The organism is Hymenobacter coccineus (assembly GCF_001816125.1).
Classification (GTDB): Bacteria; Bacteroidota; Bacteroidia; order Cytophagales; family Hymenobacteraceae; genus Hymenobacter; species Hymenobacter coccineus.
This window is the reverse complement of record NZ_MDZA01000088.1, coordinates 37,256-53,916: the sequence shown is the minus strand read 5'-3', so window position 1 is coordinate 53,916 and position 16,661 is coordinate 37,256. Positions and strand designations below refer to the sequence as shown.

15 protein-coding genes are annotated in these 16,661 nt (G+C 64.1%); 5 read left to right on the top strand and 10 right to left on the bottom strand.

Annotated elements, in window-relative coordinates; translation table 11 throughout:
• The 6 genes from BEN49_RS06820 to BEN49_RS06795 form a co-directional block, all read right to left on the bottom strand.
• The coding region (locus BEN49_RS06820) for an ABC transporter permease (protein ID WP_141765626.1) at positions 1 to 818 on the bottom strand (818 nt) is incomplete at its 3' end.
• 135 nt (positions 819 to 953) lie between these two features.
• Positions 954 to 1,892 carry an ABC transporter ATP-binding protein gene (locus tag BEN49_RS06815; protein ID WP_070742303.1) on the bottom strand — a complete coding sequence of 313 codons (939 nt, stop codon included), beginning with the start codon at positions 1,890 to 1,892 and terminating at the stop codon, positions 954 to 956.
• Positions 1,893 to 1,956: 64 nt separating this feature from the next.
• A complete protein-coding gene (locus BEN49_RS06810) occupies positions 1,957 to 2,577 on the bottom strand; it encodes a hypothetical protein (protein ID WP_070742302.1) in 621 nt (206 codons plus the stop codon).
• Positions 2,578 to 2,589: 12 nt separating this feature from the next.
• Positions 2,590 to 3,099 carry an RNA polymerase sigma factor gene (locus tag BEN49_RS06805; protein ID WP_070742301.1) on the bottom strand — a complete coding sequence of 170 codons (510 nt, stop codon included), beginning with the start codon at positions 3,097 to 3,099 and terminating at the stop codon, positions 2,590 to 2,592.
• A 284-nt stretch (positions 3,100 to 3,383) separates the two neighbouring features.
• Complete coding sequence (gene dnaJ / locus BEN49_RS06800) at positions 3,384 to 4,523, bottom strand: molecular chaperone DnaJ (protein ID WP_070742300.1); 1,140 nt, start codon at positions 4,521 to 4,523, stop codon at positions 3,384 to 3,386.
• Between the two features lie 143 nt (positions 4,524 to 4,666).
• Positions 4,667 to 5,203 (bottom strand): nucleotide exchange factor GrpE, encoded by a 537-nt coding sequence (locus BEN49_RS06795; protein ID WP_070742299.1) that lies wholly within the window; start codon positions 5,201 to 5,203, stop codon positions 4,667 to 4,669.
• A 219-nt stretch (positions 5,204 to 5,422) separates the two neighbouring features.
• On the opposite strand from BEN49_RS06795, the gene BEN49_RS06790 reads away from it, so the two are divergent.
• Positions 5,423 to 6,154: a LytR/AlgR family response regulator transcription factor gene (locus BEN49_RS06790; protein WP_070742298.1), complete on the top strand. Its 732-nt coding sequence runs from the start codon at positions 5,423 to 5,425 to the stop codon at positions 6,152 to 6,154.
• A gap of 58 nt (positions 6,155 to 6,212) precedes the next feature.
• Here BEN49_RS06790 and BEN49_RS06785 read toward each other — a convergent pair whose 3' ends face one another.
• Complete coding sequence (locus BEN49_RS06785; protein WP_070742297.1) at positions 6,213 to 9,278, bottom strand: PAS domain-containing hybrid sensor histidine kinase/response regulator; 3,066 nt, start codon at positions 9,276 to 9,278, stop codon at positions 6,213 to 6,215.
• A gap of 779 nt (positions 9,279 to 10,057) precedes the next feature.
• Between BEN49_RS06785 and rfbF the strand changes: the two genes are divergently transcribed.
• From rfbF to BEN49_RS06765, 4 genes are all read left to right on the top strand, one after another.
• Entirely contained in the window at positions 10,058 to 10,915 is an 858-nt protein-coding gene (rfbF, locus tag BEN49_RS06780; protein ID WP_083325848.1) for a glucose-1-phosphate cytidylyltransferase, read from the top strand.
• A 67-nt stretch (positions 10,916 to 10,982) separates the two neighbouring features.
• Positions 10,983 to 12,077, top strand: coding sequence for an NAD-dependent epimerase/dehydratase family protein (locus tag BEN49_RS06775; RefSeq protein ID WP_239691845.1), 1,095 nt, complete (start codon positions 10,983 to 10,985; stop codon positions 12,075 to 12,077).
• A 35-nt stretch (positions 12,078 to 12,112) separates the two neighbouring features.
• A complete protein-coding gene (rfbC, locus tag BEN49_RS06770) occupies positions 12,113 to 12,661 on the top strand; it encodes a dTDP-4-dehydrorhamnose 3,5-epimerase (RefSeq protein ID WP_070742295.1) in 549 nt (182 codons plus the stop codon).
• Between the two features lie 42 nt (positions 12,662 to 12,703).
• Entirely contained in the window at positions 12,704 to 14,026 is a 1,323-nt protein-coding gene (locus BEN49_RS06765) for an NAD(P)H-dependent oxidoreductase (protein WP_070742294.1), read from the top strand.
• Positions 14,027 to 14,228: 202 nt separating this feature from the next.
• Here the strand turns inward: BEN49_RS06765 and obgE are convergent, their stop codons facing one another.
• The 3 genes from obgE to BEN49_RS06750 all read right to left on the bottom strand — a co-directional run bounded on the left by obgE (position 14,229) and on the right by BEN49_RS06750 (position 16,598).
• A complete protein-coding gene (obgE, locus tag BEN49_RS06760) occupies positions 14,229 to 15,221 on the bottom strand; it encodes a GTPase ObgE (RefSeq protein ID WP_070742293.1) in 993 nt (330 codons plus the stop codon).
• Between the two features lie 125 nt (positions 15,222 to 15,346).
• Positions 15,347 to 15,970 carry an adenylate kinase gene (locus BEN49_RS06755; RefSeq protein ID WP_070742307.1) on the bottom strand — a complete coding sequence of 208 codons (624 nt, stop codon included), beginning with the start codon at positions 15,968 to 15,970 and terminating at the stop codon, positions 15,347 to 15,349.
• 85 nt (positions 15,971 to 16,055) lie between these two features.
• The gene (locus BEN49_RS06750; protein WP_070742292.1) at positions 16,056 to 16,598 is read right to left on the bottom strand and encodes a phosphoribosyltransferase; all 543 of its coding nucleotides are present in this window, start codon (positions 16,596 to 16,598) and stop codon (positions 16,056 to 16,058) included.
• Positions 16,599 to 16,661 lie beyond the last annotated feature (63 nt).

The window sequence follows — 16,661 nt, the reverse complement described above, 5'->3', positions numbered from 1 at the left end:
GCGGCTGGCGGCGGCCACCACAGGCGCCTTGTTCTCAGCAGCAGCGCCACGAGCACCGTGGTAAGGCCCCACGAGAGCGCCAGCCACAGCCCGAACTGCGTGAGCACCACGCCCGCAATGCCCAGGATTTTGCCCATCATGAGCTGGAACGGCTTCACCGACGAAATCATAACTTCCATGATGCGGCTCGATTTTTCCTCGCTCACGCCGCGCATTACTTGTACGCCGTACATAAAGATGAAAAAGTACACCAGAATAGATAGCGCGTAGGCCATGGCGGTGGTCACGCCCACGTCGTTGCGGCGGCCGCCCTGCTGCGTCAGGTCAATGGTGGTCAGTTCAATGCGCGCCTGCAAAGCGTCGATGGTGGCTTGCTTTAGGCCCGAGCGCTCCATTTTTAGGGCCCCCAGGGCTTTGCTCACGGCGGCGCGCACGTCGCGCTGGCGCTTGAGTGGCACGTTGCCGTTGCCCAGCAGCTGAATGCCGCGGGTGCTGTCGATGCTGATGCCGGCGGGCACGTAAAGCAGGGCATCTTCCTTGGTTTTGGACTTCTTAAACGCCGCTTCCGAGGCGGCCAGCGACGTGCCCAAGGCGGGCACAAATTGCACGTCGTCGTTGCTCACCAGCTGCGCCAGCAGGTGCAGCTGGCTCTCGTCGTACACGGCCACGATGTCGGGGCCCCCGCCCGTGCTCAGCTTGCCGATGGCCAGCGACGAGGCCGCCAGCAGCACCGGGGCGAGCAGCGAAATGACCAGAAAACTCTTTTTGCGCACCCGCGTGAGGTATTCGCGCTGAATAATGAGCCAGATTTTATCCATGATGAAAGGCAGATTTTTTGTGGTTATGAGAACGTCAGGCTAAGCGCAGCCGAAGCATCGCTGCTGCTCAACTAATCAGGCTTGCTGCCGCGGGAAAATAATTCCCTACGTTCAGCATGAGCCTTTTGCACGTTCTTAATTGTTGGCGTAGCCAGCCGTTTCGGGCATGGTTTCGCCCACGCGCTGGATAAAAATCTCGTTGATGCTCGGAATCCGCTCGCGGAAGGCGTGCACCTCCACCTGACCGATGAGGAAGCGCAGCAGCTCGTTGGGCGTGGTGCCGGCGTGCAGCCGCACCCGGGCGTAGAAGTGGTCGTTTTCGCGCGCCTTCTGTTCCACCACCTCAAAATCGGGGTGCGAGAGGATGGGGCGGCCCTTGCCCTCCACCTCGTAAGTGTTGGTTCGGAACTGGTTCTTGATGGCCGACACCGGCCCGTCGAGCACCTTCCGCGACTTGTTAATCAGGGCAATGCTGTCGCACAGCTCCTCCACTGACTCCATGCGGTGCGTCGAGAAGATGATGGTGGCCCCCTGTTCGCGCAGCGCCAGAATCTCGTCCTTGATCAGGTTCGCGTTAATCGGGTCGAAGCCCGAAAACGGCTCGTCGAGGATAATCAGCTCGGGCTGGTGCAGCACCGTGGCAATGAATTGCACCTTCTGCTGCATGCCCTTGCTGAGGTCTTCCACGTTTTTCTCGGCCCAAGGCACCAGGTCGAGGCGCGTGAGCCACTGCTTGATGCGGGCCTTGGCGTCGGCCCGCGTCAGGCCGCGCAGCTGGGCCAGGTACAGCAGCTGCTCGCCCACTTTCATCTTTTTGTAGAGGCCGCGCTCCTCGGGCAGGTAGCCGATGCGGCCGATGTGCGCGGGCCCCAGCCGCTGCCCGCGGAAGCGAATCTCGCCGCCGTCGGCCCCCGTAATCTGGGTGATGATGCGGATGAGCGACGTTTTGCCCGCGCCGTTGGGCCCCAGCAGGCCAAAAATGCTTTGCTCGGGAATGGCGAGGCTCACGCCGTCGAGGGCGGTGTGGGCGGCGTAGGTTTTGCGCACGTCCAGGGCTTCCAGAATTGGCGTCATGGCAGAAAGAAAGGAAAGAATAGGAATTTGCAAGAATACGCATGAATGGCCAGGGGCCCCAAGATCAGGCCCCGGGGCCCAGCTCGCGCAGGTTGGCTTCGAGGCGGTCGAGGTGCTGGCCGTAGAGGTGTTGCAGGTACTTTTTGGTTACGCTGCCCACGGGCAGGTACAGCAGTACCGGCAGCACCACCACCAAGCCCACCACGATGAACACGCCGGGCAGGCTAGCCAGGCCGATGGGGTGCCGCGCGGTGGTAAGCACCATCAGCACGTTCAGCAGCCCCGCCACCGGCAGCATGGCCAGCGTGAACCAATAGTAGAACCGGATGAGGGACCGCAACCCGCTGGCCAGCCGAGCCAGGTGCGCCCGCAGGTCGCCGGCCGGGTCGTCCAAGCGGCGTAGCAGGCGCAGCTTGCGCAGCAGGTAGCCAATGCACACCGCCCCGATGGCCATCAGCAGCCCGCCGCACACCCGCAGCCACAGCGGCGACGCCAGCACCGCCAGCGCCAGGGCCCCCACAATCACCCCGCCGTTCAGCCACAGTTCCAGCCGGGCACTGCGCCGCAGCTTTTCGATAATACCATCAGACTTCCGAGCCAATAATTGGGTAAGCGCGGCCGCATCGAGCGCGGCGGGCGGTTCGGTAGGCTGCCGCCACTGCCGGCGCAAATTGTCGAGTTCCATAGTGAATAGGGCTTAGCGGCGGACTAATAATTGACGGAGCTTTTCCTGCACGCGGTGCATCTTCACGCGCACATTGTTCTGGGTAATGCCTAGGATGTCAGCCATTTCCTCGTAGGACCGGTCTTCCAGGTACAGCAGCACGAAGGCCTTATCGACCTCCGAGAGCCGGGCAATGGCGCGGTAGAGGGCGGCGGTTTCTTCGGGCTCGAAGGCGGCGGCTTCGGGGGCTTGGGCCACTTGCAGCGCGTCGTCGCCGAGGGCCCCGGGCGCCGGGTGGCGGGTGCGGTGGCGCAGGTTGCTCACCGCTACGTTCAGGGCCACGCGGTAGAGCCAGGTGCTGAGCTTGGCGCCCGGCTGGGGCACGTAGCGCGGCCAGGCCCGCCAGAGTTGCAGCACCATTTCCTGGAACAAATCCTGGCGGTCGTCGGCGTCCTGGCAGTAGAGGCGGGCCACCCGCCGCAGCAGCGGCTGGTACTCGTTCAGGGCCCCCACAAAGTCGGGGGCAGTGGCAACGGCGGTCATTGCGGAGCGGTAATTTCGGGAAGTTAATCGCCGCCCGCCGCCGCGCATTACAGGGCCCCCAGGAAAAGTTTTGGTTTGCTTCGGGCTGCCGGCTTTTTCGCCGGCTGCCCGGTAATCGCCGGGGGCCCCAGGCAGCGGTATGCAACGGCGGCAACGATTAGCGGGCAGCCGGCGAAAAAGCCGGCAGCCCGCCCCTACTGCACGGGGCCCCTGCTGCCATCCAAAAAAAACGCCCCGCCCGGCCGAAGCCAAGCGGGGCGCTCCCTGCAACAAGCGGCGGGCGCCTATTGGAAGTACTCTTTCACTTTCTCGAAGAAGCCCTTTTCGTTCTTGCCGGGGTGGGGCACGAAGTTTTGCGACTCGCGCAGCTTTTCAAGCAGGTCGCGCTCTTCGTTGCTCACGCTTTTCGGCGTCCACACGTTGAGGTGAATGAGCTGGTCGCCGCGGCCGTAGCCGTTCAGGTCCTTGATGCCCTTGCCGCGCAGGCGCAGGATTTTGCCCGGCTGGGTGCCGGGGTCCACCTTGATTTTCACCTTGCCCTCGATAGTGGGCACCTCCAGATTGGCCCCCAGGGCGGCGTCCACGAACGAGATGTACTGCTCGAACATGATGTTGTTGCCATCGCGCTTCAGGAACTCGTGCGGCTCCTCCTCAATCTGAATGAGTAGGTCGCCGGGCACGCCGCCGCGCTCGGGGAAGTTGCCTTTGCCGTTCATGCTCAGCTGCATGTCGTTGGCCACGCCGGCGGGGATGTTGATTGGAATCACTTCCTCGTGCAGCTGGCGGCCTTCGCCCTTGCACACGTCGCAGGTAGCCGTAATGGTTTTGCCCTCGCCGTGGCAGGTGGGGCAGGTGCTGCTGCTCATCATCTGGCCCAGCATGGTGTTCACCACTTTTTTCACCTGGCCCTGGCCCTGGCAGGTGGCGCAGGTTTTCAGCTCGGTGCCGTTTTTGGCGCCGCTGCCGCCGCACGGTTGGCAGGCCACGTAGCGCTTCACCTTAATTTTTTTCTCAACGCCGTTGGCCACTTCCTCCAGGTCGAGCTTCAGCTTGATGCGCAAGTTAGAGCCCTTGCGCACGCGCTTGCCGCCGCCCTGGCGCCCGCCGAAAAAGCCCTCAAACCCGCCGCCGCCGCCACCGAAGATGTCGCCGAACTGCGAGAAGATATCGTCCATGTTGGGGGCCCCGCCACCACCGCCGCCCTGCTGGTGGCCAAAGCGGTCGTAGCGCGCCCGCTTGTCGGCGTTGCTCAGCACCTCGTACGCCTCGGCCGCCTCCTTGAACTTGTCCTCGGCCGAGGGGTCGTCGGGGTTTTTATCCGGGTGGTACTTGATGGCCATCTTGCGGTACGCCGACTTAATCTCGTCGCCGGCCGCGGTGCGGGCCACGCCCAACACTTCATAATAATCTGCCTTCGTTGCCATCTTGGTGCACGTATTTATTTGCAGCCGTCCTGCCGAACGAAGTAAGGCTTCTCTCCCACGGCAACAATTCAAGCACTTGAATTAGTCGCGGAAGAAATGCTTCACTGCACTCAGCAGGACGGCTTTTTCGGATAATTTATCTTCTACTGGCCCAGCACCACTTTGGCGTGGCGAATCACTTTATCACCTAAGTAATAGCCTTTTTCTACCTCGTCAACAATCTTGCCGCGCAAATCGTCGCTCGGGGCCGGAATTTGGGTAATGGCTTCGTGCAGGTCCGCGTCGAAGTCGCCGCCCTTCACTTCCATTACCGTCAAGCCCTTCTGCTGCAAGGTTTTGCCCAGCTTGTTGTGGATGATGGCGATGCTTTCGCGCACAGCGTCAGCGTCGGCGGTGGTGAGGGTGGCGGCGCGGGCCCGCTCAAAGTCGTCCAGCACCGGCAGCAGGGCCGTCATCAACTCCTGGTTGGCGGTTTTGAACAACTCGATGCGCTCCTTGGTGGTACGGCGCTTGTAGTTCTCAAACTCGGCAGCCTGGCGCAGGTACTTGTCTTTGAGGTCGGCCAGCTCGGCGCCGGCGGCACTGGCTTCGGGGGTGGGGCCGTCGGCCATTTTGCCAGCGGCGTGGGCGGGGTCAGCGGTCAGGTTGTCGTCCTGGGGCAGGTTGTTATCGTTGGCCATTGTCGGAAATATGCGTCGGAATGGGTTTTTCACGGGGTTGGGCCTTGCGGCAAGGGGCCCGGCGCAAGGAGTTTGCCAAAGGGCTCGCGGCTGCCAGTTTGGCACGGTCCGCACGGCCGTCGCTCATCCAAACCAGGGGCCCAATTCGTACATTGGGCCGGCAAGGAGCTACCACCTTGCCCCGTTGCCCAGTTGCCCCGTCCCGTTAGGCCCTTTCCCATGGCTGCTACCGTCCCCCTCACCTGCGTCGTCGTCGACGACAACGAAATGAACCGGCTCACGCTGGAACATTTAATCGAGCTGACGGACGGGCTTAAGCTAGTGGCATCGCTAGGCGATTCGGTGGGGGCCCTGGACTTTTTGCGCAACAACCCGCCGGTAGATTTGCTGCTGCTCGACATCGAAATGCCTTACTTATCGGGCCTGGAGCTGGCGCGTATCCTGCCCCGGCCCCAGCCCGAAATCATCCTCGTCACCTCGCACCGCGACTTCGCCGTGGAGGCCTTTGCCTTGAACGCGGCCGATTACCTGGTGAAGCCCGTGGAGCCCAACCGCTTCCAGCAGGCCGTGCGCCGGGCCGCCGCCCGCCGCACCGCGCCGCCCGCCGCCACGGCCGAGCTACCGCCCCCCGACGACCACGATCAGCATTTGTTTGTAAAGGTGAACAACAAGCTGGTGCGCCTCGACTTCAGCGACGTGCTGTTTATTGAGGCCCTCTCTACCTACTCGGTGCTGGTGACGGCCACGCAGCGGCACATCGTGTACGCCACCCTCAAAGCGCTGGGCGAGCGGCTGCCCTTCGGGCATTTCCAGCGCGTGCACCGCTCCTACATCGTCAATACCCAGCGCATCGAATCTGTAGAAGACCACTTGCTGCACCTGGGGCCCTACGAAGTGCCGGTGGGCAAGTCGTACCAAGACGCTTTTTACCGCAGCCTGCGCAACCTGTAGGGCCCCAGGAGGCGCCGCCGGGCCCAAGCACAGCGCCCCTTGGGGCCCCGGGGCTGCCTCAATCGGGCAGTTCGGCCGGCAATTCGCGGAGGGCCTGCTCCACGGCGGCCAGCAGGGTGGCCAGGGCTTGGGCGCGGGCACCGGCGGACTCTTCGGCGGGGTGCAGCGTGAGCAGGGCCACGGCCGCCGCGGGCCGCGTAATGCCCAGGGCCAGCAGGTTGGGCTTGATGTGGTGCACCACGCGGGCCACCTGGGGCCAGTCGTGGGCGGCGGCGGCGGCGCGCAGTTGCGCCAGGCTACCGGGGGCGTTGGCGAGGAACGAGCGGATAATTTTCAGCACGAACGGGGCGCGGCCCTGGGCCAGGCGGCGCAGGTGGGCCAGGTCGTAGGCCGGGGCGGGCGGCGGCAGCAAGGCCACCATCTTGTGGTACAGCGTGGCCTCGTCGTAGGGCTTGGCCAGGTAGTCGTTGAAGCCCGCGGCGAGGTAGCGCTCCCCATCGGCCCGAAACGCATTGGCGGTGAGGGCAATGACCGGCGTGGCGGCCAGGCACGGGTCGGGCAGCTGGCGCAGGCGCGCCGTGGCGTCCGCCCCGCTCATGCCGGGCAGCTGGATGTCCATCAGCACCACGTCGTAGGGCGGGGCGGCGGCCAGCTGGGCCAGGGCGGTGGGCCCGTCGGGGGCCTCGTCGAGCTGCGCGCCCCAGGGCTCCAGCAGCATCCGCACCACGGTGCGGCTGATTTCGTTGTCTTCCACCAGCAGCACGCGCGCGCCGGCCAGGCGGCCAGTGTCGTAGGGTGCGGGCCCCCCGGCGGAGGCTTCGGCGGGCGCCTCGGCCTTGGGCAGCACCAGGGTGAAGGCAAAGGTACTGCCCTCGCCCAGCGCGCTGCTAAGGGTGAGGGCCCCGCCCATTTGCTCCACCAGAGCCCGCGAAATGCTCAGGCCCAGGCCCGTGCCGCCGTAGCGGCGGGCGGTATCGGCCTGGGCCTGGGCAAAGCTTTCAAACACGAGGGCCTGCTGGGCGGGGCCGATGCCGGGGCCCGTGTCAACCACGCTGAAGCGCAGGGTGACGGCCGTGGGCGTTTCGCTTAACTGCTCGCTTTTTACCACCACGCTGCCCTGCTCGGTAAATTTCACGGCGTTGCTCACCAGGTTGAGCAGGATCTGGATGAGCCGGTGGGGGTCGCCCAGCACCCACGGCACGGGGCAGGTAGCGCGCAAAGGCCAGGCCTCGAAGGCCAGGCCCTTCTCGCGGGCCTGCGCGGCCAGGGGCTGCAAGGCTTCGGCCAGGGCGTCGCACAGGTTGAAGGCCGTTTGCTCCAGCTCCAGCTTGCCGGCCGTGATTTTGGCTATGTCGAGCACGTCGTTGAGCACCACCAGCAGGTGCTGGCCCGAGGCGCGGACGATGCGCACCATTTCCTGTTGGCGCGCATCGAGGCGGGTTTTGGCCAATTGGGCCGTCATGCCCAGCACCCCGTTCATGGGCGTGCGAATTTCGTGGCTCATGTTGGCCAGGAAGTTTTCGCGGGCGCGGGCCGTGGCCTCGGCCTCTTCGCGGGCCCGGTGGGCGGCCTGCTCGGCCAGCACCCGGGCCGTGATGTTGTGGGCGTGCGAAATGACGTAGGGGGCCTGCCCGGCCTCGCGCACCACCACGTTGCGGTACAGCAGGTGGTGCACCGCCCCGGAGCCGTGCACCCGAACCCGCACCACGCCTTCGGCCTCGCCACCGGCCGCCGTGGCGGCAATGCGGCCCAGGTACCGGGCAAAACCGGGCCGGTCGTCGGCAAGCAGGTAGGCCGCCAGGGGCTGGCCGGGCAGGGCCGCGGCGGGGGGCCCCAGCAGGGCGGCCAGCACGGGGTTGGCCGAGAGCAGGGTGCCCGCCAGGTCGTAGGTGCAGATGAGGGCCTGGGCGTAATGCATCAGGTCGCGGTAGCGCTTTTCGCTGCGTTCCAGCGTGTATTGGGCTTGCTTGAGGGCCGTAATGTCGGTGCTCACGCCCAGCACGTGCACCGCGCCATCGGGGCGCAGCAGCGGGCGCTTCACGGTGTGGTACCAGCGCACCTCGCCCGAAGGCAGCGTCAGGCAATCTTCGGTCACCACTTCCTGCCGGTTTTGCACCACGCGGGCGTCGTCGGTGGCGTAGGCGCGCCGCTCGCCAGCCGCCACGCTGCTCGGGGCCAGGGCGTGCAGGGGAAGGATTTCGCTTCGCAGCACCTGGCAGGCCCGGTTCTGAAACAGCACCTGCTGGTCCAGGTTGCGGACGTAGGTAACGTTGGGCGTGGTGTCGAGCACCAGCGCGGTAAATTCTTGCTGCTCGCGCAGCTGCGCCTCGGCCTGCACCCGGCCGGTGATGTCGGCGTTGTAGGCAATGATGAACTCCAGGGCCCCCGCTGCGCCAAACACGGGCTGGTAGTAGCGCAGGAAATGGCTCACGCGCCCATCGGGTTCGGTGTGCGATTCCTGCCATTCGAGGGCGCGCCGCTCGGCCATGGCCTGAAGCATCAGGCCGTGGCGGCGGGCGGCCACGTCGGGCGAGCGGCCCATGAAGCCGGCCGTGTCCAGCATGGTTTTGCCCAGCCACTGCCGGCGTTCGGCCGCGTCGGGCACGCTGCGGGCGTTGAGGTAGCGGTAGCGCTGGTCGGGGCCAAACACGGCAATCTGGCTGGGCAGCTCGTCCAGCACTCGCTCATAAAATTCTTGCTGCTCAAGCATTTGCTGCTCCGCTTTGAGGCGAGCAGTTACGTTAACCACGTATGCATTCACGCCCCCCGTGGCTGCCGACGGCACCAAGGACACTTGCAGCCCGTGGGGCCCGTGGCGCAGCTCCGTTTGGTACGGGCGGCCGTCGCGCAGGCTTTGGGCGACCAGATTCCGCAGCCGCGCGCGCAGCGCCGCCGCCGCGGGGGCCCCCAGCTCGTGGCGCAGGCGAACGGCGGCGGCGTTAGCGTAGGTGCGCTCGCCGGCCGCGTTGTAGCGCAGCACGGGGTTGGGGTTGTGGTCCGACAGGTCCAGAGCCGGGCCCGGCTGCTGGGCGGCGGCCCGCGCTTCCCGCAGTTCCGCCTCCAGCGCCCGGATGCGGGCCTGGGCCGCGGCAAGGGGCGACGAAGCAACGGAAGCAGCGGGCATGGAACGGTGGGTTAGCAGGCAATAAAGTTACGCCGCCAGCGCACAGCGCCGGGGCCCTAAAGCACGGCCCAAATTTGCTGCCTCGCCCGGGGTTTGCCCTCAAGGGCCAGTACAAGTGGCTTGTTGCCGCAATGGTAGCACGCAAGCGCGGCCTGCCCAACCAAGCACACGCGAGCTACAGCGCAGCGGCCATCGCAAGCCGCGGCCCGGATTGCCCGCCGGGGCCTGGTTCGTGCAGTGGCGCTGTTTCAAGGGCGCTTCAGCAATGGCTCGCCGCGGGGCTTGTGGGGGCCCTAGCGCAGATTGCGGGTTCCGGCTCCAGGCAACAATGGCGGCCCTTGTTGCGGCAGTTTGTGCTTAATGGCGAGAAAAAATACTTGCATCACCGCGGCCGTATCCGCATTGGGGCCCAAATGGGGCATTATAAGCTGCTTACATGATGAAAGCATTAAGTTATCATGCCCCACTTTATTACTCAATTATTTTCGTGCATTATTCGGTGGACAACTAGATTAACTATATAATATTAATAACCTATATATTATAGTTTAGTTAGTTCATTACCAATATTTTTACTTCCTTTAATCTTCTGTTTTTTAATAAAAATTGAAAATACAGAAATTAAATACACCTTTTTTAGTACTGTTGCGAGTGCCATATTTTTCCTAAGTTTATCTCCCATTCAATTCATTCACACTCAATTCATATAAGCTGTATGCAAAATCCTAATAAATACACACCAGCATTATTCTATCACCTATAAATACAATTCAAATACGATGAAAGCAGTCATTTTAGCGGGGGGTTACGGCACCCGCATCAGCGAGGAAAGCAGCATCCGGCCCAAGCCGATGGTGGAAATTGGGGGGCGTCCCATCCTGTGGCACATCATGAAGATCTATGCCCACCACGGCATCAACGAGTTCATCATTTGCTGCGGCTTTAAGGGCCACATGATCAAGGAGTATTTCGCCAATTACTTCCTGCACAACGCCGACGTCACCTTCTGCATGGACACCAACGAGATGAAGGTGCACCGCACCCACGCCGAGCCCTGGACCGTGACGCTGGTAGATACCGGCCAGGAAACCATGACCGGCGGCCGCCTGGGCCGCGTGCGCGAGTACGTGGGCGATGAAACGTTTTGCCTCACCTACGGCGACGGGGTGAGCGACGTGGACATCCGCGCCTCCATCGAGCACCACCGGGCCCAGGGGGCCGAGGGTACGCTCACGGCAGTGCATCAGCCAGGCCGCTTCGGCATGTTCAACCTGACCGAGAACGACGACCGGGTGGGCAACTTTGAAGAAAAGCCCGAGGGCGAAGCCACGCCGTGGATCAACGGGGGCTTCTTCGTGCTGGAGCCCAGCGTGTTCGACTACATCGAAGGCGACTCGACGGTGTGGGAGAAGAACCCCCTGGAAAGCATGGCCGCCGCCGGCTCCCTCTCGGCCTACCGGCACACGGGCTTTTGGCAGCCCATGGACACGCTGCGCGACCGGAACGTGCTGGAGGATATGTGGAAAAGCGGCAAGGCCCCGTGGAAAGTGTGGGACAAAGTCCCGCCCATGCCCGCTGCCATTGAAGGCATTACCGTGCCCCAGGCCGGCATTCTGGCGGCGGCCGGCACCCACTAGGGCCCCAGCGCCCCAGCCCCCAAAAACCTGCCTTAATATCCCTATCCAGCTTACAATTACTTACTGCATGAGCACTCCTATGCGCATTCTGATTACGGGCAACATGGGCTACGTGGGCCCCGGGGTGGTGCGCCACCTCCGCCACACCTTCCCTGCCGCTGAGCTGATTGGCTACGACGCGGGCTACTTTGCCCACTGCCTCACCGCGGCTCCCCGGCTGCCCGAGTCGTACCTCACCCGCCAGGAGTTTGGCGATGTGCGGACGTTGCCCGCCGCGCTACTAGAGGGCGTGGACGCCGTGGTGCACCTGGCTGCTATTTCCAACGACCCGATGGGCCAGACCTACGAGGAGGCCACGCTGGCCGTGAACCACCGCGCCGGCATTCGGCTGGCCGAAATGGCCAAGGCGGCGGGGGTGCGCTCCTTCGTGTTTGCCAGCAGCTGTAGCATCTACGGGGCCGGCGGCGAGGGGGCCAAAACGGAAGACTCGACCCTGAACCCGCTCACAGCTTACGCCCGCTCCAAGGTGCTGAGCGAGCAGGATTTGGCCCCGCTGGCCGGCCCGGACTTCACCGTGACGTGCCTGCGCTTCGCCACGGCCTGCGGGTGGAGCGACCGGCTGCGCCTAGACCTGGTGGTGAACGACTTCGTAGCCGGGGCCGTGGCCAGCAGTGACATCAACATCCTCAGCGACGGCACGCCTTGGCGGCCGCTCATCCACGTGCTCGACATGGCCCGCGCCATTGAGTGGGCCGTGGCCCGGGAGGCCAGCAACGGCGGCGAGTACCTGCGCGTGAACGTGGGCACCGACGTGTGGAACTACCAGGTGCGCGAGCTGGCCGCCGCCGTGGCCGAGGCCCTGCCCGGCACCAGCGTGCGCCTGAACGCCGACGCGCCGCCCGACAAACGCTCGTACCGCGTCGATTTCAGCCTGTTCCGGGAGCTGGCCCCCGACCACCAGCCCCAGCACACCCTGGCCGGCACCATTGCCGAGCTGCGCGACGGCCTGCACCGCATGGGCTTCCACGACGCCGATTTCCGCAGCTCGACCCTGATGCGCCTGCGGGTGCTCGGCGACTTGCGCGCCAGTGGGGCCCTGGGGCCCGACCTGGCCTGGGCCCCCGCCGCTACCGCGCCCGCCCCGGCCGAAGCAATGGCCTAGCATTCTTTTCTAGCAATACTTCTACCTTTCTATCAATGATTTTTACTGAAACCAAACTAAAGGGAGCGTTCATTATCGATGTGCAGCGCCTAAGCGATGAGCGCGGTTTTTTTGGCCGCTCGTGGTGCGAAGATGAGTTTGCCGCCCACGGCATTGCCATGCCGCCGGTGCAGGCCAACCTGTCGTCGAACCCCAAGCGCGGCACGCTGCGCGGCATGCACTACCAGCTGCCGCCCCACGAAGAAACCAAGCTGGTGCGCTGCACCCGCGGGGCCATCGTGGACGTGATTGTGGACCTGCGCGAAGAATCGCCCACCTACAAGCAATGGGTTGCGGTGGAGTTGACGGCGGATAGCTACCGGATGCTGTTCGTGCCCGGGCGGTTTGCCCACGGCTTCCTCACCCTCGAGGACAACACCGACGTGGCTTACCAGGTATCGGCCAAGTACACGCCCGGCGCCGAGCGGGCCCTGCGCTGGAACGATCCCGCCATCGGCATCGAGTGGCCATTCGAGCCCGTGCTGGTATCGGCTAAGGATGCGGTGCACCCCGATTTCCAGCCGCTGCCCGTCGCGGCTGGTTAGGCACCGTGCTTTTTTTTACAATAGACTTTTGTTCAGCTATTTATGATTATTGTTGATAACGCATTAGCAGCGCGTGCCCGCTCGGGCAATCCCATTCGGGTAGGCATGATCGGGGCCGGGTTTATGGCCAAGGGCGTGGCCCGCCAAATTTGCCGCTACGTGCCCGGCATGGAGCTGGTGGCCATTGCCAACCGCACGCTGGCCCACGCCCGGCAGGCCTACGCCGAAACCGACGTGCTCGGCGTGACCGAAGTAGGTACCGTGGGGGCCCTGGAAGCCTGCATCGAACGGGGCCAGCCCGCCATCACCGACGATGCCCTGCTGGTGTGCCAGGCGGCCGGCGTCGATGCCATCATCGAAGTAACCGGGGCCGTGGAATACGGGGCCCACGCCGTGATGGAGGCCATCCGCCATGGCAAGCACGTAGTGCTGCTCAACGCCGAGCTCGACGGCACGGTGGGGCCCATCCTGAAAGTGTACGCCGACCGCGCCGGCATTATCTACACCGTGGCCGACGGCGACCAGCCCGGCGTGACGCTCAACCTGGCGCGCTTCGTGCAGGGCATCGGCGTGAAGCCCGTGCTCTGCGGCAACATCAAGGGCCTGCACGACCCTTACCGCAACCCCACCACCCAGGCGGGCTTCGCCAAGCAGTGGGGCCAGAACCCGAGCATGGTCACGAGCTTCGCCGATGGCAGCAAAATCAGCTTCGAGCAGGCCGTGATTGCCAACGCTTTAGGGATGCGCGTGGCCCAGCGCGGCATGCTGGGGCCCACCGTGGCCCCCGGTACCCCCGTGACGGAAGCCGCCAACTGGTACCCCCACGAGGAGCTGCTGAGCGGCGGCCCCGGCATTGTGGACTACGTAGTGGGGGCCAGCCCGGGGCCCGGCGTATTCGTACTCGGCACCATCGACGACCCGGTGCAGCGGCACTACCTCAACCTGTACAAGCTCGGCGCGGGGCCCCTGTACTGCTTCCACACGCCCTACCACTTGTGCCACTTCGAAACGCCCACTTCGGTGGCGCGGGCAGTGCTGTTCCACGATGCGGCGCTGGCCCCCCGGGGCCCCATGTACGTGGAGGTGGTGACGGCCGCCAAGGTGCCGCTGACCGCCGGCCAGGTGCTCGACGGCATCGGCCACTACCACACCTACGGCCTGGCCGAAAACGCCGACGTGGCCCAGCGCGAAAACCTGCTACCCCTGGGCATAGCCGAGGGCTGCACCCTGCGCCACGACGTGCCCAAGGACCAGGTGCTGACCTACGACGACGTGGTGCTGCCCGAAGGCCGCCTCATCGACCAGCTCCGCCGCGAGCAGGCGGCGTACTTCGGCACTACCGCCAAAGTCGAGGCCACCAGCTAGCGCGCTAAAATATTTCTTACATCGCCCGCGCCCGCTTTTCAAGAAATAGTAATTCCCCCGTTTTTTCCAAAAAGCAGTAAGGCCCGGTTTGATGCAGCAATGCATCGAACCGGGCCTTACCTGCGCTACCCATGCAGGGCCCCTACAGTACGAAGCGCATTATTGGGCAGAATATTAGCGAATTACTGCGCACCAACCATGCTTAATGCAGGGCCTTCCAAATCATGTCCTTCAGCGGCTGGATGTTTTTGTTGGTCAGGCTGGAGATGAACACCGTGGGCGGCAAATCGGTGGGCAGTGAGGCGCGCATTTCGGCCTCCAACTCGTCGTCAAGCATATCAGTTTTGGTGATGGCGAGCAGGCGCGTTTTGTCGAGCAGCTCGGGGTTAAACTGGCGCAGCTCGCCCAGCAATATTTCGTACTCGGCGGCAATGTCGGGGCTGTCGCAGGCTATCATAAAGAGCAGCATGGAATTGCGCTCGATGTGGCGCAAAAAGCGCGTGCCCAGGCCCCGGCCCTCGGCCGCTCCCTCGATGATGCCGGGAATGTCGGCCATCACGAACGACTTGAAGTCGCGGTAGGCCACCACGCCCAGGTTGGGCACGAGGGTGGTGAAGGCGTAATCGGCAATTTTGGGCTTGGCCGCCGACACCACCGAGAGCAGCGTGCTCTTGCCCGCGTTGGGAAAGCCCACCAGGCCCACGTCGGCCAGCAGCTTCAGCTCCAGCACGATGATGGCCTCTATGGAAGGTTCGCCGGGCTGGGCGTACTCGGGGGCCTGGTTGGTGGAGGTTTTGAAGTGGTCGTTGCCCAGGCCGCCGCGCCCGCCGGGCACCAGCACCAGGCGCTGGCCCTGCTCCGTAATTTCGAGCAGTTGCTCGCCGGTTTCGGCGCTGCGGGCCACCGTGCCGAGGGGCACTTGCAGCACAATATCAGCCCCCTGGGCCCCCGAGCGCAGGTTCTCGCCGCCGCCCTCGCCGTCTTTGGCAAACACGTGCTTCTGGTACTGCAAGTGCAGTAAGGTCCAGAGCTGCGAGTTGCCCTCCAGGATGATGTGGCCGCCGCGGCCGCCGTCGCCGCCGTCGGGCCCCCCGTTTGGCAGGCCCTTGGCGCGGAAGAAGTGGTGCGAGCCCGCCCCGCCCTTGCCCGAGCGGCAGACCAGCTTAACGTAGTCGATGAAGTTATTGGAAGCCACAGCGGTAATGATGAGTTTTGAATTATGAATGATGAGTCGTTTGGCAGGGCCGCTAAAGCAAAGAGTTATGAGCTTCGGCGCATGGGCCGAAACTCATAACTCTTACCTCTCAACTCAAAACTGGTTTACGCCCGCACCTCTTTGGTGGCCGCGGCGGGGGTTTCGTTGGCTGCGGCCTGGTGCTGGTCGATAACGGCGCACACCTGGCCAAAGATGTCGTCGATGGCCCCGATGCCGTTGAGGGCATGGAACTTGTGCTGGGCGGCGTAGTAGCCGGCCACCGGGGCGGTTTCGGTGTTGTACACCGCCACGCGGCGGCGGGCTTTTGTTTCGTCTTGGTCGTCGGGGCGGTTGCTGGTTTTGCCGCGCTCCAGCAGGCGCGTCACCAGCTCCTCCTCCCCTACTTCCAGCGCCACCATGCAGCCGATGGTGGTCTGGTGCTGGGCCAGCAGCTGGTCGAGACGTTCGGCCTGCGGCACGGTGCGCGGGAAGCCGTCGAAGATGAAGCCCGCGGCGGCTTTGTTGTCATTCAAGGCGCTGTCAATCATGCCAATCACCACTTCGTCGGGCACCAGCAGGCCTTCGTCCATCAGCTTTTTGGCGCGCAGGCCTAGCTCCGTGCCCTGGGTAATTTGGGCCCGCAGCAGGTCGCCGGTGCTCAGGTGCACGAGGTGGTAGTGGGCGATGAGCTTCTGGCTTTGGGTGCCTTTGCCCGCACCGGGCGGGCCAAACAACACGATATTCAGCATGAAAACGGGGGCTGCGCGCAAATGCGCTGGGTGGGTTGGTGGGGGAAGTTAATCATTCCTTAATAAAGGATAGCGGCCGGGGGCCCTACACGGCCACGTACACTTCGGGCAGGTTGCGGCCCAGGCCGTCGTAGTCGAGGCCGTAGCCCACCACGAAGTCGTTGGGAATTTCCAGGGCGATGTAGTTCAGCGTCAGGTCGTGGCGCAGGCTGGCGGGCTTAAAAAACAAGGCGGCGATTTCTACCGAAGCCGGGTTTTTGGCCAGCAGCGTGGGCAGCAGGTGGTGCAGGGTGGTGCCCGTGTCCACGATGTCCTCCACCAGAATCAGGTCGCGGCCCCGCACTTCTTCGCGCAGGCCCAGCACTTCCTGCACCTGGCCGGTGCTGCTCGTGCCTTCGTACGAGGCCACCCGGATGAAGACGATTTCGCAGTCACCGGTGAAGCGCTTGAGCAAATCGGAGGCAAACATGAAGCCCCCCGTGAGCACGACCACGAACAAGGGCCGGCGGCCGGCGTAATCGGCGCTGAGGCGGCCGGCCACTTCAGCAACGGCCTTATCCAGCTCGGCGGCCGATAAATACGGGCGAAACGCTTTGTCGTGGAGGGTGATGTTGGGGGACGAGCCCATGCGGTGCGGGGAAAAATGGAGCCGCAAAGCTACTGTCCGCACCACGGATTTATCGGATTAGGC

Coding starts and splice junctions, on each gene's coding strand:
- rfbC (WP_070742295.1), top strand. CDS start 12,113: ATGATTTTTACTGAAACCAAACTAAAGGGAGCGTTCATTATCGATGTG.
- BEN49_RS06805 (WP_070742301.1), bottom strand. CDS start 3,099: ATGACCGCCGTTGCCACTGCCCCCGACTTTGTGGGGGCCCTGAACGAG.
- BEN49_RS06755 (WP_070742307.1), bottom strand. CDS start 15,970: ATGCTGAATATCGTGTTGTTTGGCCCGCCCGGTGCGGGCAAAGGCACC.
- BEN49_RS06775 (WP_239691845.1), top strand. CDS start 10,983: ATGAGCACTCCTATGCGCATTCTGATTACGGGCAACATGGGCTACGTG.
- dnaJ (WP_070742300.1), bottom strand. CDS start 4,523: ATGGCAACGAAGGCAGATTATTATGAAGTGTTGGGCGTGGCCCGCACC.
- BEN49_RS06785 (WP_070742297.1), bottom strand. CDS start 9,278: ATGCCCGCTGCTTCCGTTGCTTCGTCGCCCCTTGCCGCGGCCCAGGCC.
- BEN49_RS06790 (WP_070742298.1), top strand. CDS start 5,423: ATGGCTGCTACCGTCCCCCTCACCTGCGTCGTCGTCGACGACAACGAA.
- BEN49_RS06750 (WP_070742292.1), bottom strand. CDS start 16,598: ATGGGCTCGTCCCCCAACATCACCCTCCACGACAAAGCGTTTCGCCCG.
- BEN49_RS06765 (WP_070742294.1), top strand. CDS start 12,704: ATGATTATTGTTGATAACGCATTAGCAGCGCGTGCCCGCTCGGGCAAT.
- BEN49_RS06810 (WP_070742302.1), bottom strand. CDS start 2,577: ATGGAACTCGACAATTTGCGCCGGCAGTGGCGGCAGCCTACCGAACCG.
- rfbF (WP_083325848.1), top strand. CDS start 10,058: ATGAAAGCAGTCATTTTAGCGGGGGGTTACGGCACCCGCATCAGCGAG.
- BEN49_RS06795 (WP_070742299.1), bottom strand. CDS start 5,203: ATGGCCAACGATAACAACCTGCCCCAGGACGACAACCTGACCGCTGAC.
- BEN49_RS06815 (WP_070742303.1), bottom strand. CDS start 1,892: ATGACGCCAATTCTGGAAGCCCTGGACGTGCGCAAAACCTACGCCGCC.